Here is a 22,474-nt window from a genome sequence, read left to right as displayed (position 1 = left end):
CCCTCGGGGTCGGTGCGTGAGGCCTGGAACCACGGGTGCTGGTCGCTGGTGTGGTTCATGACGAAGTCGATGATGACGCGCATGCCGCGCTGGTGGGCGGAGTCGACGAATTCCACGAAGTCGGCCAGGTCCCCGAACTCGGGCAGCACCGCCGTGTAGTCCGAGACGTCGTAACCGCCGTCGCGCAGGGGCGATTTGAAGAAGGGGGGCAGCCACAGGCAGTCGACGCCCAGCCATTGCAGGTAGTCGAGCTTGGCGGTGATGCCTTTCAGGTCGCCGATGCCGTCGCCGTCGCTGTCCTGGAAGGAGCGGACCAGGACCTCGTAGAACACCGCCCTCTTGAACCAGTCGGGATGACGCTCCTCGGCGGGCGTGTCCTCGAAGGTGTCCTGGACGGGCTCATTGACGATCACGATGACCCTCCGTTCTCCCCCGTCTGCGGCCGCACCAGGACGTGGGCGCCGCCGGGGCCGAGACGCACGTAGTTGGCGCCGCCCCACTGGTAGGTCTCACCGCTCAGTTCGTCGCGCACCGGCACGGGCGCGTGCCGATCCAGGCCCAGCCGCCCCAGGTCCAGGAAGACGGTGCCCTCCTGGGTGTGGTGGGGGTCGAGGTTGGCGACCACCACGACCAGGTCCTCGTCGTCGCGCTTGCTGTAGACGATGAGCGCGTCGTTGTCGGACCGGTGGAAGTGGAGGTTCCTGAGCAGGTGCAGGGCCCGGTGGCGTCGCCGGATTCCGTTGAGCGTGGTGATGAGGGGGGCGATGGTGCGGCCCTCCCGCTCGGCCGCCGCCCAGTCGCGCGGCCGGAGTTGGTACTTCTCCGAGTCCAGGTACTCCTCGCTGCCCGGCGCCGCCGCGGTGTTCTCGCACAGCTCGAAGCCGCTGTAGAGGCCCCAGGTCGGGGAGAGGGTGGCGGCGAGCACGGCCCGCACCTCGAAGGCCGGACGCCCGCCCTCCTGGAGGTAGGCGTGCAGGATGTCCGGGGTGTTCACGAAGAGGTTCGGACGCAGATAGGCGGCCGTCTCCACGGAGAGGTCGGTCAGGCAGTCGACGATCTCCCGTTTGGTGTTGCGCCAGGTGAAGTACGTGTACGACTGCTGGAAGCCGGCGCGGGCCAGGGCCCGCATGACCGCCGGGCGGGTGAAGGCCTCGGCGAGGAAGATGACGTCGGGGTCGGTGCCGTTGATCCGGGCGATGACCTCCTCCCAGAACACCACCGGCTTGGTGTGGGGGTTGTCGACGCGGAAGATCCGCACCCCGTGCCCCATCCAGAACCGCAGCAGCCGCTCCGTCTCCGCCACCAGCCCCGGCAGGTCGCGGTCGAAGGCGAGCGGATAGATGTCCTGGTACTTCTTCGGCGGGTTCTCCGCGTACGCGATGGAACCGTCCGCCCGCTGCCGGAACCACTCCGGGTGCTTGTCCACCCACGGGTGGTCCGGCGAGCACTGAAACGCGAAGTCCAGCGCGACCTCCAGACCCAGCTCGCCCGCGCGCCGCACGAACGCGTCGAAGTCCTCCAGTGTCCCGAGGTCGGGGTGGACCGCGTCGTGGCCGCCCTCGGGCGAGCCGATCGCCCAGGGCACGCCCACGTCGTGGGGGCCGGGGGAGAGGGAGTTGTTCGGGCCCTTGCGGAAGGTGCTGCCGATCGGGTGGATCGGCGGCAGGTACACCACGTCGAAACCCATGTCCGCGATCGCCGGCAGCCGCTCGGCCGCCGTGCGGAACGTCCCCGACACCGGCGGCGCGCCCTCCCGCACCACGGCACCCTCCGAACGCGGGAAGAACTCGTACCAGGAACCGAACAACGCCCGCCGCCGCTCCACGACCAGGGGCAAGTCGGCCGAACGGGTGACCCGTTCCCGCAGCGGATGGCGGGCGAGGACCGCGTCCGCCTCCGGGGTGAGCGCCGCCGCGAGACGGGCCTCGGGCGGACGCAGTTCGTCGCGGAGCGCCTGGGCGGCGGCCCGCAGCGTCCGGCGTGCCGTGCCGTCCGGTGCGCCGTCCGCCGCGCACTCGTACAGAAGCGCGCCTTCTTCCAGCGTCACCCCGGTGTCGATGCCGGCGGGGATCTTGATCTCGGCGGCGCGGCGCCACCCGGTCACCGGATCCGTCCAGGCCTCCACGGCGTACGTCCAGCGCCCCTCGGCGTCCGGCGTCACCTCCGCGCCCCACCGGTCGGTGCCGGGCGCCAGCTCCCGCATGGGGGTCCAGGGGCCGGTGCGGCCGTCCGGGCCGAGCAGGACGACATTGGCGCCGACCGCCTCGTGCCCCTCGCCGAAGAGCGTGGCCGTGACCTGGAAGGTCTCGCCGGGGACCGCCTTGACGGGGCGCCGGCCGCAATCCAGCGCGGGGCCGACGTCCACGATGGGCACGGTAGGGAACTCCGGCCCCCGCCGCGCCGAAGCAGCCGGCGCGGGAGAGGTCCGGGAGGGGGACGCCGACGCGGGAGACGCCCCTTCGGAGGACGCCGGCGCGGTGGACACCCGGGAGGGGGACCCCGGCGCGGGAGACGCCCCTGCGGAGGGTGCCTGCGCGGTGGTCATCCGGGAGGGAGATGCCGGCGCGGGAGAAGGCCCTGCGGAGGACGCCTGCGCGGTGGACACCCGGGAAGGGGACGCCGGTGCGGCAGAAGCCGGCGCAGGAGAAGCCGGCGCGGGGGCGGGGGATGTCGGCGCGGGAGAAGGCGGCGCGGCGGAAGGCCGCGAGGACCAGGGGCGCGCCGAAGCCGGGCGCGCCGAAGCGCTCGCCGCTGGGGCCTGGCCCGCCTTCGGAGCCTCGGTCATCGCTCTCTCCTCTGCCATGTTCCGGCGCACGGGGCGCAGTCGAGCGCCCGTCAGCGCCGGCGCCTTGACGCCGGGCGCCGGCCGCCGTGCGCGCGTCGGCCGCAGGCCCAGGTAGCTCTCCGCCGCGTCGGCGGCGATCCGTGCCGTGCACTCACCCATCAGTACGCACAGCGTGTACGCGGTGTTCTCGAAGTGCATCCGCACGGCGCGGTCCGCCGGGTCCGCGAGCAACAAGCGCTCCCACGCCCGGTATTGGTCCAGATGCCGCGCGACCTCAGCTTTCGTGGGCAGCAGCATCACCCCATGGTGCACGCGTGACCACGCAGCGTCCTGTTGGATCTTCAACCACCGGGCTGACCTGCTCGTGTTGCGCGAATGGAGCAGCACTCTCACCCTGAGACTACTCAGAAGCGATCAGTGCTCACGCTTCGTGCTCGGGGCTCGGCCCCACAGGGCCGGGAAGACCGGGGCTTCGCTGAGAGGAGCCAAGCGCGATGAAGAAAGCAATCCCCTGTTACTACCACCTAGAGGTGGACATCAGCCCGGAGAGGATCGATCAGGTCAGGCGCATCCTGGCCGCGCATCTCCGGCACTGGGGCCTGGGGATTCTCGCCGAACGCGTGTGCCACTGCGCCGGAGTGCTGCTCCGGGCGGTCGAGGAACACGCGACGGACAAGAACGCCGTGGTGGAGATGTGGTGGAACGGACAGCACCTCATCACCGCCGTGTCGGACAGCGAACCCGACCTGCCCGACCCGCACTACGGGCCGCAGGGCTGCCTGGCGCAGATCGCCGCGCTCAGCGACGGCTGGGGCAACTACCCGGCGACCAACGGCAAGATCATCTGGTTCTCGCACCGCGCACGCTCCCCCGAACGGGCCCCGCTGGCCCCGACACCGCCCGCACCCGGGCTGCGGGTGGCGCGCCCGCTGCCGCGCGGGGTGCCCCTGGCCGCGAGCGCCGCACCGCCCGAGGAGGAACCGGTGGTCGTCGGCGCCGCACCGGCCGCCCACGACCAGCGCTCCGACGGAACATGGCCGAGGATGGGGGAGCGATCCACCACGTCCTCTCCCGAGCGGCGGGCGGCCTCCACCGTGTGAGCCCGCGTACGCGCACGGCAGCGCGCCACGAGCCGCGGCGACCACGCCGGGACGCCGCGGCCCGTCGGTCCCCCCGACACTCCCGGGCACGCCGAGGACAGACCGAGACCGCGCTCATCCGTATGGAGGCAGCAGCGTGCGCACCTGGACCGGGCGACCCTTTCCCCTGGGCGCCACCTATGACGGCGAAGGAACGAACTTCGCCCTGTTCAGCGAGATCGCCGACCGCGTCGACCTCGTCCTCATCAACGAGGACGGCACGCACCACGACGTCCCCCTGACCGAGGTCGACGGTTCCGTCTGGCACTGCTACCTGCCCGGCGTCGGCCCCGGCCGGCGCTACGGCTACCGGGTGCACGGCCCCTGGGAACCCGCCACGGGCCACCGGTGCAATCCGGCGAAGCTGCTCCTGGACCCCTACGCCAAGGCGATGGAGGGGCAGGTGGACAACCACCCCTCGCTGTACGAGCGGGCGGCGCGGGGGCCCGACCCCGCCGACAGCGCCGCCCACACCCTGCTCTCGGTGGTGACCGACCCGTCCTTCCCCTGGGAGGGCGACCGGCCGCTGCGGCGGCCCTACGCCGAGACCGTGATCTACGAGACGCATGTGCGCGGCCTGACCCGCACCCACCCGGGGGTCCCGGCGGAGCTGCGGGGCACCTACGCGGGCCTCGCGACGGAGGCGGTCATCGACCACCTCCTCTCGCTCGGGGTGACGGCCGTCGAGCTGATGCCGGTGCACCAGTACGTGCAGGACGGCTTCCTGCTGGACCGCGGCCTGTCCAACTACTGGGGGTACACCTCCATCGGTTTCTTCGCCCCGCACAACGCCTACGCGGCGCGCGGTTCGCGGGGCGGGCAGGTCGGCGAGTTCAAGTCGATGGTCAAGAAGCTGCACGCGGCGGGCCTCGAAGTGATCCTGGACGTGGTCTACAACCACACGGCGGAGGGCAACGAGAACGGCCCCACGCTCGCCTTCCGCGGCATCGACAACGCCTCGTACTACCGGCTGGCCCAGGACGATCCGGCGCACTACTTCGACACCACGGGCACCGGCAACAGCCTGCTGATGCGCCACCCCAACGTCCTGCAACTGATCATGGACTCGCTGCGGTACTGGGTCACCGAGATGCACGTCGACGGCTTCCGCTTCGACCTGGCGGCCACGCTGGCGCGCCAGTTCTACGACGTGGACCGGCTGTCGGCGTTCTTCGACCTCGTACAACAGGACCCCGTGGTCGGCCGCGTCAAGCTCATCGCCGAGCCGTGGGACGTCGGCGAGGGCGGCTACCAGGTCGGCAACTTCCCCCCGCTGTGGTCGGAGTGGAACGGCAAGTACCGCGACTCGGTGCGGGATTTCTGGCGCGGTGAGGAGAACTCCCTCGCCGAGTTCGCCTCCCGGCTGACCGGTTCCTCCGACATCTACCAGCGCGAGCGGCGCCGGCCCCGGGCCAGCGTCAACTTCGTCACCGCGCACGACGGTTTCACGCTGCGCGACCTGGTCTCGTACAACGACAAGCACAACGAGGCCAACGGCGAGGACAACCGCGACGGCGAGAGCACGAACCGCTCCTGGAACTGCGGGGCCGAGGGCCCCACCGCCGACGAGGCGATCCTGGAGCTCCGCGCGCGCCAGCAGCGCAACTTCCTCGCCACGCTCATGCTGTCGCAGGGCATCCCGATGCTCGCCCACGGCGACGAGCTGGGCCGCACCCAGGGAGGCAACAACAACGCCTACTGCCAGGACAACGAGATCTCCTGGATCGACTGGGACCTCGGCGACGACCAGCGCGAGCTGATCGACTTCACCCGGCGGGCCATCGCGCTGCGCGCCGCGCACCCCGTGCTTCGCCGGCGCAGGTTCTTCCGCGGCGACACCGCGACGCACGAGGGGCAGCCGCTGGCGGACCTCGTGTGGCTGCGGCCCGACGCCCGCGAGATGACGGAGGACGACTGGCGGCGCGCCGACGCCCACGCCGTCTGCGCCTTCCTCAACGGGGACGCGATCGCCGAGCCGGACTCCCGCGGCAGGCCCGTCGTGGACGACTCCTTCCTGCTCCTGCTGAACAGCCACCGCGAGCCGGTCGTCTTCCGTCTGCCCGGCCCCGCGTACGGGGAACGCTGGGCGACGCGGATCGACACCACCGACCCGCTGGGCCGGTCGGACGAGGCCGAGCACAAGGCGGGCGGCGAGGTCACGCTGGTCGCGCACAGCCTGCTCCTGCTCTCCCGGCCGTCCCCGGCCAGGGGCCGCGCCCCCGGGGCGGCGGGTTCCGCCGGGTGAGGCGCACGCCGAGTGGCGCGCCGCGCGCCCTCTTGCCCACACTGAAGGGCGGCAGGGCGCCGAGCCTCCCGCCGAACCCGAAAGCACAGGTGCCAGACTGGATTTTCAGGGCGCCTCGATTTCCAGGACGGGTTGCACATGCACCACGACAACACGATGCCTCCGGGCCCGTACGGCACGACGACCTCGGGCGTGGCCGCCCGGGGCGCCAGGACCGGTTCGGCGCTGAGTGAGTCAGCGGTCGGCGCTCCCTGCTGGGTCAGCCTGACGGCACGCGACCTCACCACCGCACAGAGTTTCTACGGCGCGGTGATGGGCTGGCAGTTCCGCCCGGCCAAGCTCGGCGAGCAGTTCTCCGTCGCCACGGCCCACGGCGCCCCCGTCGCCGGCGTCGGCGCCATCGCCTCCTCCTTCCAGATCGCGGTGGCCTGGACGCCCTACTTCGCGGTCCTGAGCGCGGACGAGACGGTGAGCCGCGTCCGGGAGCGCGGGGGCACGACGGCGGTGGGGCCGATCCCCTTCCCCAACGGGCGCGCGGCCCTGCTCTCCGACCGCGACGGTGCCGTCTTCGGGATCTGGGAGGGCGAGATCCTCACCAGTTGGCGCAGCGAGCTGCACTCGGCGCCCGCCTGGCTGCGGCTGAGCACCCGTGACGCCTTCGACGCCGCCATCTTCTACGGCGAGGTCCTGGACTGGGCGTGCGGGCGCCCCGAGTGCTGCGAGGTGCGCTACCAGCAGGAAGAGGTGGTGGTCTACAGCGCGGGCCGCCCCGCCGCCCGGCTCAGTTCGGGCGCGGTCGAGGCGGACGCGGATCCGGCGGTGCGCCCGCACTGGCAGGTCCACTTCACCGTCGACGACGTGGAGGCGTGCGTCCGCGCCACGGCGGAGGCCGGCGGGCACGTGGTCACCCAGGACCTGTCCGCGCGGCCGCCCTCGGCGACGCTGCGGGACCCCGACGGCGCGCAGTTCCGGGTCGTCGGCAAGGAGCCCGGCCCGCCGTCGGCCTGACCCGGACGCCGCCGGGAAGGTGACGGCAGGGCTCAGGCCCGGCCCGTCTTGCGTCCGGTCCTGCTCCGGCGGCCGAGTGCGCGCTGCGCGGTGAAGAAGACGCCCGCGCCGAAGCGCGCCCGCAGGGCGGCCCGGGCGGCGTTGGCGCCCGGCGCGCCGTGCACCCCACCGCCGGGATGCGCGGAGGCGGAGGCGAGATACAGGCCCGGCACCGGTGTCTCGGGGCGGCCCGCCCCGGGCACCGGCCGGAACACGAGCTGCTGGTGCAGACTGGTCGTGCCGGAGTTGATCGCCCCGCCGTGCAGGTTGGCGTTCAGCGCCTCCAGCGTGGGCGGTGCCAGCACGCGCCGGGCGATGATCTGCTCGCGGAAGCCGGGCGCGAGCCGCTCGATCTGCGCCTCCACGCGGTCCGCCATCGCCTCGCTCTCCCGCTCGTCCCACCGGCCCGTCAGCGCGTCGTCCCCGGCGTCGCCCTTGATCCGCTGCGGTACGTGGGTGTAGGCCCAGGCCGACTCGGTGCCGGCCGGCGAACGCGTGGGGTCGGCCGTGGTCATCTGGCCGACCAGGGCGAACGGCCTGTCCGGTACGAGACTCCGCGCGATCTGGGCGGCGAACCGCGTCAGCTCGTCCACGCCGTCGGCCACATGCACCGTCCCCGCCCCGCGTGCGGCCTGCGCCTCCCAGGGAATGGGCCGGGCCAGGGCCCAGTCCACCTTGAACGTGGCGAAGTCCCACTGGAAGCGGCGCACGTCGTCCATCACGCGCTGCGGCAGATGCGCGGCGTCGACCAGACCTCCGTACAGGTGGGGGGCCGCCACGTCGGCAAGGACCGCCTTGCGTGCCACGACCCCCTCCCCCGACGCGGTGCGCACCCCGACCGCACGGCCGCCGCGCACCACCACCTCGCTCACGCGTTCCCCGCAGCGCACGCTGCCTCCGCGGCCCTCCAGGCGCCGTACGAGGGCGGCCGTCAGCGCGCCCGCGCCACCCACCGGCACGGGGAAGCCGTAGCTCTGGCCCAGCATCGACATGATCCAGCCGAAGCCGCCGCTGCCGGCCGCCTCGGGCGCGAGGTCGGCGTGCAGGGCGTTGCCCGCCAGGAGCAGTCGGCCGCCCTCGCCCTCGAACTCCTCCTCGCCCAGGCGCCGCACCGGCAGGACCAGGGAGCGGGCCGACCGCAGGCCGCCGCCCGCCCTGACCCGCGCGGCGAGGCTGAGCGCGGAGCGCACCGGCGGGAACGGCGTGAACAGGGCGTCCACCAGCGGTTCCCGCAGGCGCTCCCACAGGTCGTACAGGCGCTCCCAGCCCTGGCCGTCGCCCGGGGCGAACGTCTCCAACGAGTCACGGGTCAGGGCGCGGTCGCGGCTCAGCACCGCACAGTGCCCGTCCGCCAGCGGATGGGCGAGCACGTGCTCGGCGTGCGACCAGCGCAGGCCGTCGCGTTCCAGGTCCAGCGCGGCCAGCACCGGCGAGGCGGCCGCCAGCGGATAGAAGGCGCTGAACGTGTCGCTGATGTAGTCCGGGTGCACGCCGCGGTCGCTGCGCACGGCGCCTCCGGGCTCGTCCTGGGCCTCCAGGACGATGACGCTCCAGCCCGCGTCGGCCAGGACGTTCGCCGCCACGAGCCCGTTGGGTCCCGCGCCGATGACCACTGCGTCCGGCATGTCCACTCCCCTTTTTGTCGCTGTCTCCGGGTGCCCCGCCGGGCAGGCGGCTCAGGCCTCGGCGGTCCGCGGCCGGGCGCCGTGCGGGCGGGAGCCCTCTTCGACGACCTCCGCCAGGCGGCTCAGCATGCTGCGGTGCCGCAACTGGACGAGGGCGTCGATCGCGGCGTTGTGCAGCGCGCCGCCCGGGCCCTGGAGCGGGTGCTCGTCGACGATCACCAGCGTGTGGGCGCCCCAGGAGCGCACCTCGATGGCGATGCGGGCCGTGCCGAGCGCGCCGCTGTACGCCTCCAGCTCCAGCCGGTCCGGTTTGGCCAGGTGGCGCACCACGGTGTGGCCGGCGAGTTTCCAGGGACCGACCTGGACGGTGTACTCCAGGCGCGAGCCGACCGCGGGCCACTTCGTGTCGAGCGGGCGCGAGTCATGCGTGCCGACCACCCAGTCGGCGTACCGGTGCGGGTCCTCCAGCACCTCCCACACCTTGGCGGGCGGGCTCTTGACCAACTGGTGGCGTACGGCCACGTCAGCCTCCTCGTCTGTGCCGGCCGGTCCAGGCCGGCGGGGGGCGGGTACCCGGACATTCCTTGTTCACCAGCCCACAGCAATCTCGTGTGCCACGCCACACGAGGGCTACCGCTCCTGCGGGCTGCCCGCGACGGGCGTCAGATCGCTCAGCAGCCGTTGCGTGTCGGCGGCCAGGCCGCCGAGGGCCGGGGTCGTCCCGGTGTCGGGGTCCTTGAGCAGGCCGGTCAGCCGCTCGTGCGCCTCCTTCGCCCTGCGCAGGGCGCTGTGGCGTTCGCGGGCCGTCTCGGAGGCGTCTCGCGGCCCGGTGGGTGCGGCGCCGCTCTCGTCGAGGGCGCAGAGGTCACCGGCCGCCCGCAGCAGCTCGGCCAGGATGCCCGGCGCCTCCTTCGGCAGGTCGGCGAGGGAGGGCCGGTCCTCGCCCGTCTCGGCGAGGGTGCGCACCGTCGTCCTGATGTGCTCCGTGATGCGGTCCCAGGTGAAGTCCCAGTCCGGCGAGGGCGGGGTGGGCACGGAGCGGCGCAGCTTGCGGCCGGGGTTGAAGCGGTAGCTCTCGTCGGTCCAGCGGCGGGCGGTGCGCAGGTCCGTCACGAGGTCGGTCAGCCGCTGCGCCCGGTCGTACCACCCCTCGGCCTTCTTCGGGTCGAAGGGGTCCTCCTCGATGCCGTCCGCGACGGCGTGCAGCAGCTCGGCGCTCTCCTTGGGCAGCCGGTCGCGCAGGTGCCGCACGTCGCGGCCGTGGACCGGGGGCAGGATCAGCGCGTTCACGGCGATGCCGATGAGGGCGCCGAGCAGTGTCTCGAAGAGGCGGTGCAGGATGTCGAAGGCCGAGTACGTCCCGTAGGCGAGGACGAACAGCGCCGCGGTCGGCGCGTACATCCCCTGGGTGCCGAAGCGGGCGTAGGTGCTCAGCAGGACGGTGACGGGCAGGACGATGGCCATGGCGGCGAGAGAGTTGTTGCCGGTCAGGACCGCCGCTCCGGCCGCCAGCAGGGTGCCCACCACGACGACCGCGAACTGCTGCATCGCCGACCGCAGGGAGCGGTAGACGGTGCTCTGCACGAGGAAGAGGGCCGTCCAGGGCGCGAGGAGCGCCATCGGCGCGCTCCACCACCAGCCGGCCAGCGCCCAGGCGAGCACTCCGGCGCCGGCCGCCTTCAGCGACTGCACGGTCGTGTCGCGTTCCGGTCCCGGGGTCGTCACAGCCCTGCGGACGGACTGCCGCAGGGCCGCGATTTCCCAGGTCAGTGCATTCCACCGAATGGCGGTGGCCTCCTTACGTCGTTGGCTGCGGGCGCCGTCGGCCGCGCTGTGCCGGTCACGGCAGCGGCGTGCCGCCGGTGGCGTTCATGACCTCGGCGGTGATGAAGCTCGCGTGGTCGGAGGCGAGGAAGACGTAGGCGGGCGCCATCTCGGCGGGCTGCGCGGGCCGCCCCAGGGGCGCCTGCTTGCCGAACTCCTTGGTGTCGGGCAGCGTCGCGGGGATCAGCGGCGTCCACACCGGGCCCGGCGCGACCGCGTTGACGCGGATGCCGTCGTCGACCAGCATCTGGGCGAGCCCCTGGGTGAAGGTGACGATGGCGCCCTTGGTCATGGCGTAGTCCAGCAGGTGCGGGCTCGGCTTGTACGCCTGCACGGACGTGGTGTTGATGATCGAGCCGCCCGAGGGGATGTGCGGCACGGCCATCTTGCAGAGCCAGAACATGCCGTACAGGTTCGTCCGTACGACCTGGTCGAACTGTTCGGTCGTGATGTCACCGATGCCTTCGGGCTGGGACATCTGGTAGGCGGCGTTGTTGACGAGGATGTCGATGCGGCCGAACTCCGTCACCGCCCGCTCCACGAGCCTGCGGCACTGCTCCTCCTCGCGGATGTCGCACGGCACGGCGAACGCCTGCCGTCCGGCGTCCTCCACCAGGCGCGCCGTCTCCCGGGCGTCGCCCGCCTCCGACGGCAGATGGGTGAAGAGGACGTCCGCGCCCTCGCGTGCGTAGGCCAGGGCCACCGCGCGGCCGATGCCGGAGTCGCCGCCGGTCAGCAGCACCTTGCGGTCCTTCAGCAGGCCGCTGCCCCGGTACGACTCCTCGCCGTGGTCGGGCGGCGGGTCCATGGGCCCGGTCCAGCCGGGCGGCTCCTGGTCCTGCTGGGGGAAGTCGGGCCGGGGGTGGCGGGTGGTCGGGTCCTGTCCGCCCTGTGCGCCGGGGGTGTCGTTCATCAGCTGCGCCTTCCTGGTCGTCCCTTCACACCCTCCGCTCCAGGGGCGGCTCCCACCACTTGGGCGTGGCGGGCCGCGTGTGGGCCGCCGAGGGCGGCCACCTGGCCGGGGGAAACTCCGGGTGCCCGGGCGCGCGGCCGTGAAACCGCGCGGTCAGGGAGGCAGGGGCGCAGCTCAGTGGCCGGTGAGTTCGCCGCTGAGCTTCTCGTGGAGGTGGGCGCTCGGCTGGTTCAGGCCGATGATCTCGACGCTCTTGCCGCGTTGGCGGTACTTCGTCTCGATCGCGTCGAGGGCGGCGACGGACGAGGCGTCCCAGACGTGGGCGGCGCTGAGGTCGATGACGACCACGTCGGGGTCCGTGCCGTAGTGGAACTGGCCGACGAGGTCGTTGGAGGAGGCGAAGAACAGTTCGCCGGTGACGGTGTAGACGACACTGGCCCCGTCCGGGGCGGTGACCGGGGTGACGTGGGCGAGATGGGCGACGCGCCGGGCGAAGATGACCATGGCGGTGACGGAGCCGACGACGACGCCGACGGCGAGGTTGTGGGTGCCGACGACGCACGTGACGGTGATGACCATGACCGCGATCTCCCCGGCCGGCATGCGCCTGAGCGTCCTCGGGGCGATGGAGTGCCAGTCGAAGGTCGCGAAGCAGACCATGACCATGACGGCGACCAGGGCGGCCATGGGGATGTCGGAGACGAGCGGGCCGAAGACGATGCAGAGCACCATGAGGAACGAGCCCGCGAGGAAGGTGGACAGGCGGGTGCGGGCGCCGGACACCTTCACGTTGATCATCGTCTGGCCGATCATGGCGCAGCCGCCCATGCCGCCGAGGAAGCCGGTGACGATGTTGGCGATGCCCTGGCCGATCGACTCGCGGGTCTTGGAGGAGTGGGTGTCCGTGATGTCGTCGACCAGCTTGGCGGTCATCAGGGACTCCATCAGGCCGACCAGCGCCATGGCGAGTGCGTACGGGGCGATGGTCGTCAGGGTGTCCATGGTGAACGGCACGTCGGGCAGTGACGGCACGGGCAGCGACGAGGGCAGCTCGCCCTTGTCGCCCACGGTCGGCACGGCGATGCCGGCCGCGACCGTGACGGCGGTGAGGGCGGCGATGGACACGAGCGGCGCCGGGATCGCCCGGGTGACCTTCGGGAGGAACACCATGAGGACGAGGCCGCCGGCGAGCAGCGGATAGACGGCCCAGGGCACGTCGTGCATCTCGGGGACCTGCGCCATGAAGATCAGGATGGCGAGGGAGTTGACGAAGCCCACCATCACGCTGCGGGGCACGAACCGCATCAGCCTGGCGACGCCGAGCGCGCCCAGGACGATCTGGAAGACGCCGGCCAGGATGACGGCGGCGACGAGGTGGCCGAGGCCGTGTTCGCGGTTGAGCGGGGCGATGACCAGGGCGACGGCGCCGGTCGCGGCGGAGATCATGGCGCGTCGCCCGCCGACGATCGAGATGGTGACGGCCATGGTGAAGGACGCGAACAGGCCGATCGCGGGATCGACCCCGGCGATGATCGAGAAGGAGATCGCCTCGGGGATCAGCGCGAGGGCGACGACGAGCCCGGCCAGGACTTCCGTGCGCCAGACCCGGGGGTCGCGGAGCCAGTCGGGGCGCAGACCGCGCAGACGCGCGGCCGGGGACGGAGACAGGGACGGGGACGGGGACGGGACAGGAGAGGACACGGGGGCGGGAACCTGTCGTGCTCGGGCACGCCCGGCGTGGCGAGGGGCGTGCGGGGAGGAACGGGAAGGAAGCGGAAGGCCGAGCGGCCTGCCGCAGGGGACCCGCCGACGGCGGGAGAAGTCTGTGGGTGACGCGCAAGGGGGGCCGGGCGGGGAGGATTCGCGCCGCTCAGGGATCGGCCCGCGCGTGCGGACGCGGGCCCGTGCGCGGGATGTGCGGGCGCGAGCGCGCTGCGGGCGCCGGGCCCGGGCGTTTCAGGGGCGGAGCTTCACGGCGGGCAGGCGGCGGAGCCGGCCGGCATCGACTTGCGCACGCTCTCTCCTGCGGGTGATGGATCGTCGCGGGGGCGCCGTCGGCCCCGGAATGCCGGTCAAGCCTACCGTGCCGGCCGGACGGCCACGCGGAAGCCTTGCCCAACGGTTCATGTCTGGACCAATCCGCAGGTCAGCGACGGTTATTACTCATTCTTTGGCAAGAATTTGCTCTGTCATCGAAGGTTAATGCGATGGCAAAGTGGGGGTCACGCCGCCCGACCAGGCTGCGTACCGGGCGACCCGGTGCCCGCCGCCACAGCGGCCGGGCGCCGCCCCCTCCCCCCCCACCTCGTCATCGACCCGACCACACCGCGTCCCCGGCGCCCGCCGGAGAGACGCAGGAGGCAGGCCACCGTGAAGTCACTGATCGACAACGCCCGCTCGTTCGCCGCGACGCACGTCGCGGACCCCCGCAACACCGCCGCCTTCGAGGCGCTCGGTGCCGGCCAGTCCCCCGAGGCACTCTTCGTCACGTGCTCCGACTCGCGCGTCGTTCCGGCCCTGATCACCGGAGCGCGCCCCGGCGAACTCTTCGAACTCCGCACGGCGGGCAACGTCGTGCCGCCCTACCCCTCGTCCCCTCACCCCGACCGCGCCGGCCACCCCATGAGCGAGGCGGCCACCATCGAGTACGCCGTCCGGGTGCTCGGCGTCCGCGACATCGTCGTCTGCGGACACTCGCACTGCGGCGCGGTGGGTGCCCTGGTGCGCGGCGAGGACCTGTCGGCCGTGCCGGCCGTGCGTGACTGGCTGGAGCACTCCGTCGCTCCGGACGACGCCCTGCGCTCCCTCATACCCACCTCGCCCGATGTGGCCGAGGCCGTGCAGACCCACGTACTCGCCCAGCTGGAGAGACTGCGCGCGTACCCCTGCGTCCGTGAGCGCGTCGCCGACGGCTCCCTCGCCCTGCACGCCTGGTACTACGAAGTGCACACCGGCACCGTCAGTGCCCACCGTCCGTCGTCCGACGGCCGCCCGGCGTTCGGTCCCCTGTGAGGACCGCCGCAGCCTTCCGTCCGGCCCGCTCCCACGACAGGACCCCCCACCCTCATGTCCTCCTTCCTCTCCCCCTTCCGCGCACTGCGTGAGCCCGGCGTCCTGCGCCAGGACGTACTCGCCTCCCTCGTCGTCTTCCTCGTGGCCCTGCCGCTGTGCGTCGGCGTGGCCGTGGCCTCCGGTGTCCCCGCCGAACTGGGCCTGGTCACCGGCATAGTCGGCGGCCTCGTCGTCGGCTGCCTGCCGGGCAGCGCCCTCCAGGTGAGCGGACCCGCCGCCGGTCTGACCGTGCTCGTCTTCGAGGCGGTGCAGGAGTTCGGCCTCGGCATGCTCGGCGCGATCGTGCTGCTCACCGGCGCCCTCCAGATAGCCCTCGGTCTGCTGCGGTGCGGCCGGTGGTTCCGCGCGATATCCGTCTCCGTCGTCCAGGGCATGCTGGCGGGCATCGGACTCGTGCTCATCCTCGGCCAGCTCTACACCATGGCGGGAGCGGAGCAACCCCGTTCCGGCATCGACAAGTTCGCCGGGCTGCCCGGGCTGCTCGCGGACGTCCTGAGCGACACCGCGTCCCTGACCGCCGCGGCCGTCGGCCTCGGCACCATCGCCATGCTCGTGCTCTGGCCGAAGCTGCCCGCCGCGGCCGCTCGCACGGTGCCGGCGCCGCTGGCCGCCGTCGCGCTGGCCACCGCCGTCGTCGCCGGGTTCGGCCTGGACGTGGCGAACGTGACGGTGCGGGGGCTGGTCGACGCCGTGCAGCCGCCGGGCCTCGGCGATCTGGCCGGCCTCGGGGGCGTGGCCGTGCTCGGCACCGTCCTGGCGTTCACCCTGATCGCCTCCGCCGAGTCGCTGTTCAGCGCCGCGGCCGTGGACCGCATGCACGACGGCCCCCGCACGCACTACGACAAGGAGCTGGTCGCCCAGGGCGTCGGCAACACGGTGTGCGGCGTGCTCGGGGCCCTGCCGATGACCGCGGTCATCGTCCGCAGCTCCGCCAATGTGCGGGCCGGGGCGCGCACCCCGCTCTCGCGGATCCTGCACGGCGCGTGGCTGCTGCTGTTCGCCGTGCTGCTGCCCACGGCGCTCGGCATCATCCCGCTGGCGGCGCTCGCGGGTGTGCTGGTGCACGCGGGCTGCAAGCTCATCCCCTTCAAGGAGATCGTCCCGCTCGCCCGCGCCCATCGGGGCGAGGCCCTCGTGCTCGCCACCACGGCGATCGCCATCGTCGTGACCAACATGTTCGAGGGCGTGGTGCTCGGCCTCGTCCTGGCCGTCGTCAAGTCCGCCTGGGAGACCTCCCATGTACACGTGGACGTACGGGAACTGCCCGGCGGCCGGCAGATCGTGACCCTCACGGGGAACGCCACGTTCCTGCGGCTGCCCCGCATCCTGGAGACGCTGGAGGCCCTGCCCAAGGACCGGCCCATCGAACTCGACCTGACCGTGGTGCGCCACCTCGACCACGCCTGCCGCACCGCGCTGGAGAACTGGGCGCTGCGGCACAACGACAGCGGCACGGAAGCCGTACGGATGAGGCTCCCGCAGGGGTCCGCCGACCCGGCCGCCGAACCGGCCGAGGAACCCGAGCGCGCCGAGGCCCGGGCACACGGCTGACCGGCCCCCCTTCGGCCGACTCCGGTCGGCCGCCTCGACCACCGCACACAGCAACTCAACCATCTCTCACGGAGGTTCACCATGGAGCAGCTCATCAAGCGGATGACGGAAGAGTCCGTGTGGCAGAAGTGGGTGGCCGCCAACTCGGCCTCGGGCGCCCGGTCCGCGAAGGACGGCTGCATCAGCGCGGCGCCGAAGAGCGGGTGCATCAGCGCCACCGGCAAGACCGGCTGCATCTCCTGAACCGGTAACGCCCATGGGGCCGCCGCCGCGACCGTCCACGTCCCGGCGGCGGCCCCGCCCCCTCGCCCCTTCCGCCGCCGCCAGATCGCCCCGGAGCCGCCTTGAACCCCGTGCCGAGCGCCGAAGTCCTGGACCAGGTCCGGGACATCCCCCTCTACCGCGCGTCCGTCGAGCGCGGAGACTTCCCGATTCTCGAGAAGCCGGAGATCGCCCGGGACTTCCCCGCCAACTGGATGACCCCGGAGCTGTCGCGCGCCCTGGAGACGGGCGAGGCCGAGTACGTGCTGTCCACCGGGACCAACCACGCCCGCATGCGGCTCATCCGGCCCCCGTACTTCCTGCTGCGCTCCTACTACCGGCTGTGGAGCGAGCACCCCGACCTCGGGCCCCTCTGGCACGCCGGCGCCCGCCGGATCTCGTTGACCACTGTCCTCGCCACCGAGCACGTCAGCCGCGTCAACGCCGCCAAGCCCGGTGCCACTCCCGGGGAGCGCTGGCTCGACGACCGCACGCTGTACCTCAACCGCCGCCTGGACCCCGCCGACTGGGACCGCGCGGAGGTCGAGCGGATGCTGGCGGAGATCCGCGAGGTCGCCGCCGCGCACCCACAGGGCGCCTACCTCCTGGACTGCTCCGGGTACCACCTGGCCCATCTGGTCCGCAAAGTCACCGAAGAGGACCTGTGGGACCGCTTCCCCCGGCCCGCCGGCATCGTGCACGCGTACGAGTACACGCCGCTGAACGTACGCGCGTATCTGCGGGAGCACTTCGACTGCCCGGTGGTCGACCTGTTCGGCAGCACCGAGCTGGGCTACCTCTTCTACAGCGACGCCGACGGCGGCTACCGCCCGTACCTGCACGACATGAGCGTGGAGCTGATCCCGGTGGAGCCCGGCAGCGGCATCCACAGCCTGATCGTCACCAGCGTCCGCAACCCCTACATGCCGCTGGTCCGCTACCGCTCCGGCGACTGCGTCCGCACCCGTGACGGCAGCGACGACCCGGAGCGGATCGTCTCCTTCTGCGGCCGCGAGAAGGAGCTGCTCGCCACGCCCGACGGACCCGTCGCCCAGGCCGACCTCGACGCCCGCGTCGCCGCCGTCTGCCCCCGGGTGTTCCTGCACCAACTGCGCCTGACCGGTGCGGGACACTGCCGGCTGTGGTGCACGACGTTCGACGGCGCACCGCTCGCCCCGGGCGAGGCGACCGAACTGGCCGCGGCGGTGGAGAAGCTCACGGGCCGTGCGTGCGAGGTGGAGCACCGCGCCCACGTGCCCATCGGGCGCTCGGGGAAGTACGCCTGGCTCACCACGGCCACCGCCACCGCCACCGAGGGCTCCGATGACCGGGCGGCGGCCACCGCCGAAGCGCCCCGCCGGGCCCCCACCTGCGAGGAGCTGCTCGGAGCGGACCTGCACACCGAGGTGGTGCGCCACTTCGCCGCGAAGCCCGGAGCCCCGGACACCGCCCGCGTCACCCACCAGGTCCGCGAGTGCCTGCGCTACCTCTACCTGATCTCCCGGCACCCCGAGCGGCTCGGCGGCCTCTTCCTCCCGGTGGAGCAGGAGATCGACGAGATCTGGCACTACCTGATCCTGCAGACCCGCGAGTACCGCGAGCTGTGCGAACAGCGCCTGCCCGGCGGGCACTTCATCCACCACCGCAGCATCTCGTACGAGGCCTACCAGGCGGACCCGGGCCGCGAGAAGGCCGCCGAGGAGGCGCTGCGGTGGATCCCCCTCTACACCGAGTCGTTCGGCCCCTTCGACGCGGACGCGCTGCCGCACTGGACGGTCGTGCGGTTCCTGCACGAGGAACTGGGCCTGCCCCTCACGGAGATCGCCGCGCTTGGAACGTCTCGCGACCATGCGCTATGATCGATCTTGAGCTCGCCGCCGGAACTCCGGCTCCGGGCCCGGCGTTGGTGGTCCAAGGAAAGGCGCCCCACTTCCTGTGGGGAGATGTAGGTGCAAGGCCTGCCCAGCGCTCGTGAGAGGCCCCGGTTTCCGTGACGGAGACCGGGGCCTCGTGTTTGCCCGCTGCCCCCTGGCCCTTCCCGCGCCCCTCTGCTCCCCTGCTTCCCGGGGCTTGCCTCACCTCTTGCGGTGGCAGTCCTGGGTGTCGAGCAGCTCCCACGTCCCGTTCTTCTCGATGTGCTCGCGAATGGTGAAGCGGTCCTCGTCGACGCGGGTGATGTCCCGCTTGATGGCCACCGGCCGCTGCGACTCGCCGAGCGCGTAGGTCCCGGTGAGGACGAAGTGGCCCTGCCGCCAGCCCGGAGAGGTCGAGGTGCCGCGCATGCCGGCGTCGTCGAAGTAGTAGGAGACGAACCGGCCGTCGACCCGGTCCCACCCGAGCACCCAGCTCCCCCGGACCCGTCCGCTCTTCCGCTCCCGCACCTGCGTCAGGTCCAGCTGGTAGTAGTGGCCGCCCAGAATGGGGCGCACCCGGGCGGTGCGGAGCGAGCCCGTGGCGAACAGGCAGCGCAACGTACCGAGCAGGAAGTCCAGTTCACGCATGCGTTCCGAGGGCGGTGGCGCGCTCGTCGGCAGCGCCCGTGTCGCCGCCCCGGCCGAGGAGGCGCCGAGCAGGACCGCGCCGGCCGCGGTGGCGACCGTGTCGAACCGCACCCGCCGCCACCGCGTGCGGGAGCCGGTCCGCCACCCCGGGGCGTAACCGCGCGGGGCGTGCACACCCCTGTTCTCTGTAGCCATCGTTCCCCCATCCATCCGGAAGTCGACCGGCCGTTGACACCGGCCATCAGGTGGCGCTTGGCAAAGGATCACCGCCTTCTGACCGATTACCGCATCATTTCGATCGATTAAGGGCCATATGCGGCAGCGGTTCGCCCCGAAAGTAGTCACGAACGGTCGACGGTAGTCACGAACGGCCGTCTCCATTTGTTCATACGCTGCACTAATTGACGTTGTGTTATTTGTCGGCAACTCTTCATCCAGGGATCACACACTCGCCGCGTCGCACTTCGCGACCTGCCTGATGAAGGAGTTCCCACGTGGTCATGGACCGCCCCGCCCGGTCGACGACGCTCGTCCTCGCCACGGCGCTCGCAGCGCTCACCGCGGCCGCCCTGCCGGTGCACGCCGCGGCGGAGCAGGGCCGCTCGCGCGCCGCCCTGCCCGCCGTCACCCCGGTCGCCGAGACCCCGGCCCTGCACGACGACGAGGCGGGCGGTGACGCCGACGCGGACGACCCGGCGATCTGGCGCAACGCCGCGGACCCCGCCCGCAGCCTGGTGATCGCCACCGCCAAGCAGGGCGGTCTGCGCGTCTACGACCTGCACGCCCGCGAGGTCCAGTCCGTGCCGGCGCCCGCCGCGCCCGGCCCGGACCACGCGCCCGGCCGCTTCAACAACGTCGACCTGGTGCACGGCCTGCGCCTGACGACCGGCCGCGCCGACCTCGCCGTGACCAGCGACCGGGGCAGCGACCGGCTCCGCTTCCACCGCATCGACGGCAACCGCCCCGGCGCCCCGCTCACCGACGTCACGGACCCGGCCGCCCCGCCCGTGTTCTCCTCCTCGCAGGAGGAGATCGACGAGCAGCGCACCGCGTACGGCCTCGCCACCTGGACCGACAAGTCCACGGGCCGCTCCTACGCCCTGGTCAGCCGGCGGGAGCGGTCCACCCTCGCGCTGCTCGAACTCACCCCCGCCGCCGGCGGCAAGGTCGGGTACCGCAAGATACGCACGCTCGACCTGCCCACCGACTTCCGCCTGCCCAACGGCACTTCGTGGTCACCCTGCGGTGAGCCGGGCGAGCTGCCGCAGGTCGAGGGCATGGTGGTGGACCCGGCGAACGGCACGCTGTACGCCGGGCAGGAGGACGTCGGCGTGTGGCGCGTGCGCGCCGATCTGACCGGCACGCCGAAGCTCATCGACAAGGTCCGTGAGTACGGCGTCCCCGGCACCTACGACGAGGAGACCGAGGAGTGCGTCGCGGGCGCCGACCCCGGCTTCGGCGGCACCCGCGTCACCGCCGACGTCGAAGGGCTGACGCTGCTCACCGAGCAGGACGGCGACGGCTACCTCCTCGCCTCCAGCCAGGGCGACAACACCTTCGTCGCCTACGACCGCGAGGTGTCCGACGCCAACGAGTACGAGGGCGGCTTCCGCGTCGCGGCGGCCTCCGCCACCCTGGACGGCTCCGAGGAGTGCGACGGCGCCGCCGCGCTCGCCGCGCCGCTCGGCCCCGACTTCCCCGACGGCCTGCTCGTGGTGCAGGACGGCCACGACGCCCCCGGGGACGGCGAACGCCCCTCCACCAACTTCAAGTTCGTGGACCTCGGTGACGTGAAGGACGCCCTGGAGGGCTGACCGCCGGGGCGCGCTCAGCGCGGCAGGCCCCCGCGCCTCGACCTGGCCGCGGCGACGAGTTCGTCGACCGTGGCCAGTTTGACCCGGGGGCGCCCCGCACGCCGGCCCCGCTCGGTCTCGGCCCGTTCGATCGCGGCCAGACCGCGCGCGTCCACCACCCGGCGGTTGCGGCGGCGGACCAGGCGGTGGAAGGCCCGCGTGGGGTGGCGGGGCTCGGGCAGGCTCCCGGCGACGGCGTCGGACAGCAGGGTGGAGACCGTCTCGGCGGCGCAGGTGCGGTTGGCGCCGATGCCGCCGGTCGGACCCCGCTTGATCCAGCCCACGACGTACGTCCCCGGCCGCCCGGTGACACGGCCGCCCTCGTGCGGCACGGTGCCGCTGCTCTCGTCGAAGGGCAGACCCGCCACCGGCGTCCCCCGGTAGCCGATCGCGCGCAGCAGCATGCCCGCCGGCAGGATCGACTCCCCCTCGTCGGACACGACGCGCACGGCTGCCACCCGGTCCCCACCGAGGACTTCGGCGGGCTCGCAGTGGAAGCGCAGGACGATGCGCCGCCCGGGATCCGGCGGCCGCGTCCAGTCCACCCGGCGCCGGCCGACACCGCGCAGGACGGCCGCCTTGCCCGGCGGCTCCGCCGCGTCGACGGCGAGGGCGATCCGCGGGTCGTGGTCGTCCACCACCAGCTCCACCCCCGGCAGGTGCTTGAGCGCGAGCAGTTCGGACCTGGTGTACGCGGCGTGGTCGGGTCCGCGCCGGGCGAGCAGGACCACCTCGCGGACGCGGCTGTCGCGCAGCGCCGTGAGGGCGTGGTCCGCGATGTCGGTGCGGGCCAGGGCCTCGGGAGCGGCGAGCAGGATGCGGGCCACGTCCAGGGCGACGTTGCCGTTGCCGACCACGACGACGCGCTCCGCCGACAGGTCGATGCCGTCGGGGCGCGCGTCGGGGTGGGCGTTGTACCAGGCGACGAAGGCACTCGCGGAGATGCTGCCGGGCAGGTCCTCGCCGGGCACCGACAGGCGGCGGTCGGCGGACGCGCCCACCGCGTAGATCACCGCGTCGTGGTGGGCGGCGATCTCCTCGGGGGTGACGTCGGTTCCGACGTCGAGCCCCAGGTGCATACGCACCCTCGGGTGCGTGTGGAAGCGGGCGAAGGTGTCGCCGACCTTCTTCGTCGCGGGGTGGTCGGGTGCCACGCCGTGGCGCACGAGACCGCCGGCCACCGGCAGCCGGTCGATCAGCGTCACCTCCGCGTTCGTGTGCAGCAGCAGGTCCTGCGCGGCGTACATGCCGGCCGGTCCGGTGCCGACGACGGCGACCTTGAGCGGCGCGAAGTCCGCGGGCAGCACCCGGGGGAAGTCCGGCTCGTCCCAGGAGTGGAAGTTCGGCCCCTCGCGGTCCGGCGCGGGCGCCCCGCTCCGCTCGAAGTACGCCGCGTTGATGGCGCCGTACTCCCGCTGCTCGGCGGGCAGGCGGTCCACCGGGAAGATCGCGTCGACGGGGCAGGCGTCGGCGCAGGCACCGCAGCCTATGCAGGTCTCCGGGTCGATGTGCAGCATCTCCGTGCTGCCGAAGGCCCGTTCCTGCGGGGTGGGATGGATGCAGTTGACCGGGCACACGGCCACGCAGGTGGCGTCGGCGCAGCAGGTCTGGGTGATGGCGTAGGTCATGTTCGTGGGCTCGGCTCGGCTCGGCTCGGA

Annotated in this window: 17 protein-coding genes and 2 pseudogenes; 9 read left to right on the top strand and 10 right to left on the bottom strand. The window is 72.7% G+C overall.

Translation table 11 applies throughout. From position 1 onward, the window contains the following. The 3 genes and pseudogenes from ABZ385_RS26395 to ABZ385_RS26385 all read right to left on the bottom strand — a co-directional run. On the bottom strand, positions 1–413 hold a 413-nt coding region (locus ABZ385_RS26395), incomplete at its 3' end, for an alpha-amylase family glycosyl hydrolase (RefSeq protein WP_358913526.1). Beyond that, positions 410–2,545, bottom strand: a complete 2,136-nt coding sequence (locus ABZ385_RS26390) for a maltotransferase domain-containing protein (RefSeq protein WP_358913539.1) — start codon at positions 2,543–2,545, stop codon at positions 410–412. The genes ABZ385_RS26395 and ABZ385_RS26390, both read right to left, overlap by 4 nt. Before the next feature lie 357 nt (positions 2,546–2,902). Then, a pseudogene (locus tag ABZ385_RS26385) lies at positions 2,903–3,082 on the bottom strand (DUF5133 domain-containing protein); the annotation flags it as partial. A 197-nt stretch (positions 3,083–3,279) separates the two neighbouring features. Here ABZ385_RS26385 and ABZ385_RS26380 point away from each other — a divergent pair. From ABZ385_RS26380 to ABZ385_RS26370, 3 genes are all read left to right on the top strand, one after another. Beyond that, the gene (locus ABZ385_RS26380; RefSeq protein ID WP_358578789.1) at positions 3,280–3,885 is read left to right on the top strand and encodes a pep a2; all 606 of its coding nucleotides are present in this window, start codon (positions 3,280–3,282) and stop codon (positions 3,883–3,885) included. A gap of 136 nt (positions 3,886–4,021) precedes the next feature. Further along, complete coding sequence (glgX, locus tag ABZ385_RS26375) at positions 4,022–6,169, top strand: glycogen debranching protein GlgX (RefSeq protein WP_358578787.1); 2,148 nt, start codon at positions 4,022–4,024, stop codon at positions 6,167–6,169. A 138-nt stretch (positions 6,170–6,307) separates the two neighbouring features. Then, positions 6,308–7,177, top strand: a complete 870-nt coding sequence (locus ABZ385_RS26370) for a VOC family protein (protein WP_358578785.1) — start codon at positions 6,308–6,310, stop codon at positions 7,175–7,177. Positions 7,178–7,209: 32 nt separating this feature from the next. Here ABZ385_RS26370 and ABZ385_RS26365 read toward each other — a convergent pair whose 3' ends face one another. From ABZ385_RS26365 to ABZ385_RS26345, 5 genes are all read right to left on the bottom strand, one after another. Continuing rightward, positions 7,210–8,841, bottom strand: a complete 1,632-nt coding sequence (locus ABZ385_RS26365; protein WP_358913524.1) for an NAD(P)/FAD-dependent oxidoreductase — start codon at positions 8,839–8,841, stop codon at positions 7,210–7,212. Positions 8,842–8,892: 51 nt separating this feature from the next. After that, positions 8,893–9,363 carry an SRPBCC family protein gene (locus tag ABZ385_RS26360; RefSeq protein WP_358578782.1) on the bottom strand — a complete coding sequence of 157 codons (471 nt, stop codon included), beginning with the start codon at positions 9,361–9,363 and terminating at the stop codon, positions 8,893–8,895. Positions 9,364–9,471: 108 nt separating this feature from the next. After that, positions 9,472–10,566: an FUSC family protein gene (locus tag ABZ385_RS26355; protein WP_358697510.1), complete on the bottom strand. Its 1,095-nt coding sequence runs from the start codon at positions 10,564–10,566 to the stop codon at positions 9,472–9,474. Between the two features lie 115 nt (positions 10,567–10,681). Further along, positions 10,682–11,578: an SDR family oxidoreductase gene (locus ABZ385_RS26350; protein WP_358578778.1), complete on the bottom strand. Its 897-nt coding sequence runs from the start codon at positions 11,576–11,578 to the stop codon at positions 10,682–10,684. A 174-nt stretch (positions 11,579–11,752) separates the two neighbouring features. After that, positions 11,753–13,246 (bottom strand): SulP family inorganic anion transporter, encoded by a 1,494-nt coding sequence (locus ABZ385_RS26345; protein WP_358913537.1) that lies wholly within the window; start codon positions 13,244–13,246, stop codon positions 11,753–11,755. A gap of 702 nt (positions 13,247–13,948) precedes the next feature. Between ABZ385_RS26345 and ABZ385_RS26340 the strand changes: the two genes are divergently transcribed. The 5 genes and pseudogenes from ABZ385_RS26340 (at position 13,949) to ABZ385_RS26320 (ending at position 18,321) form a co-directional block, all read left to right on the top strand. Then, positions 13,949–14,590 (top strand): carbonic anhydrase, encoded by a 642-nt coding sequence (locus ABZ385_RS26340; protein WP_358697509.1) that lies wholly within the window; start codon positions 13,949–13,951, stop codon positions 14,588–14,590. Positions 14,591–14,644: 54 nt separating this feature from the next. Then, the gene (locus ABZ385_RS26335) at positions 14,645–16,201 is read left to right on the top strand and encodes a SulP family inorganic anion transporter (RefSeq protein ID WP_358913522.1); all 1,557 of its coding nucleotides are present in this window, start codon (positions 14,645–14,647) and stop codon (positions 16,199–16,201) included. Between the two features lie 81 nt (positions 16,202–16,282). Further along, the gene (locus ABZ385_RS26330; RefSeq protein ID WP_358578769.1) at positions 16,283–16,444 is read left to right on the top strand and encodes a hypothetical protein; all 162 of its coding nucleotides are present in this window, start codon (positions 16,283–16,285) and stop codon (positions 16,442–16,444) included. A gap of 101 nt (positions 16,445–16,545) precedes the next feature. Continuing rightward, positions 16,546–17,754, top strand: a pseudogene (locus tag ABZ385_RS26325) (hypothetical protein); the annotation flags it as partial. 87 nt (positions 17,755–17,841) lie between these two features. Next, the gene (locus ABZ385_RS26320) at positions 17,842–18,321 is read left to right on the top strand and encodes a hypothetical protein (RefSeq protein ID WP_358913535.1); all 480 of its coding nucleotides are present in this window, start codon (positions 17,842–17,844) and stop codon (positions 18,319–18,321) included. Positions 18,322–18,537: 216 nt separating this feature from the next. Here ABZ385_RS26320 and ABZ385_RS26315 read toward each other — a convergent pair whose 3' ends face one another. Further along, positions 18,538–19,158 carry a DUF1579 family protein gene (locus tag ABZ385_RS26315; RefSeq protein ID WP_358913520.1) on the bottom strand — a complete coding sequence of 207 codons (621 nt, stop codon included), beginning with the start codon at positions 19,156–19,158 and terminating at the stop codon, positions 18,538–18,540. Between the two features lie 305 nt (positions 19,159–19,463). Between ABZ385_RS26315 and ABZ385_RS26310 the strand changes: the two genes are divergently transcribed. Next, positions 19,464–20,777 carry a phytase gene (locus tag ABZ385_RS26310; protein WP_358913533.1) on the top strand — a complete coding sequence of 438 codons (1,314 nt, stop codon included), beginning with the start codon at positions 19,464–19,466 and terminating at the stop codon, positions 20,775–20,777. A 14-nt stretch (positions 20,778–20,791) separates the two neighbouring features. Here ABZ385_RS26310 and ABZ385_RS26305 read toward each other — a convergent pair whose 3' ends face one another. Beyond that, positions 20,792–22,444, bottom strand: coding sequence for an FAD-dependent oxidoreductase (locus tag ABZ385_RS26305; RefSeq protein WP_358913518.1), 1,653 nt, complete (start codon positions 22,442–22,444; stop codon positions 20,792–20,794). Between the last annotated feature and the right edge of the window lie 30 nt (positions 22,445–22,474).

This window comes from Streptomyces sp. NPDC005898 (assembly GCF_040629635.1).
Lineage (GTDB): Bacteria > Actinomycetota > Actinomycetes > Streptomycetales > Streptomycetaceae > Streptomyces.
The sequence above is the reverse complement of the archived record's forward strand: the minus strand, read 5'-3'. Positions and strand labels throughout refer to the sequence as shown.

Excerpts from the sequence above, each read along its gene's own strand:
- ABZ385_RS26390 (WP_358913539.1), bottom strand. The coding sequence starts at position 2,545 with ATGACCACCGCGCAGGCACCCTCCGCAGGGGCGTCTCCCGCGCCGGGG.
- ABZ385_RS26380 (WP_358578789.1), top strand. The coding sequence starts at position 3,280 with ATGAAGAAAGCAATCCCCTGTTACTACCACCTAGAGGTGGACATCAGC.
- ABZ385_RS26370 (WP_358578785.1), top strand. The coding sequence starts at position 6,308 with ATGCACCACGACAACACGATGCCTCCGGGCCCGTACGGCACGACGACC.
- ABZ385_RS26365 (WP_358913524.1), bottom strand. The coding sequence starts at position 8,841 with ATGCCGGACGCAGTGGTCATCGGCGCGGGACCCAACGGGCTCGTGGCG.
- ABZ385_RS26350 (WP_358578778.1), bottom strand. The coding sequence starts at position 11,578 with ATGAACGACACCCCCGGCGCACAGGGCGGACAGGACCCGACCACCCGC.
- ABZ385_RS26335 (WP_358913522.1), top strand. The coding sequence starts at position 14,645 with ATGTCCTCCTTCCTCTCCCCCTTCCGCGCACTGCGTGAGCCCGGCGTC.
- ABZ385_RS26330 (WP_358578769.1), top strand. The coding sequence starts at position 16,283 with ATGGAGCAGCTCATCAAGCGGATGACGGAAGAGTCCGTGTGGCAGAAG.
- ABZ385_RS26315 (WP_358913520.1), bottom strand. The coding sequence starts at position 19,158 with ATGGCTACAGAGAACAGGGGTGTGCACGCCCCGCGCGGTTACGCCCCG.
- ABZ385_RS26310 (WP_358913533.1), top strand. The coding sequence starts at position 19,464 with ATGGACCGCCCCGCCCGGTCGACGACGCTCGTCCTCGCCACGGCGCTC.
- ABZ385_RS26305 (WP_358913518.1), bottom strand. The coding sequence starts at position 22,444 with ATGACCTACGCCATCACCCAGACCTGCTGCGCCGACGCCACCTGCGTG.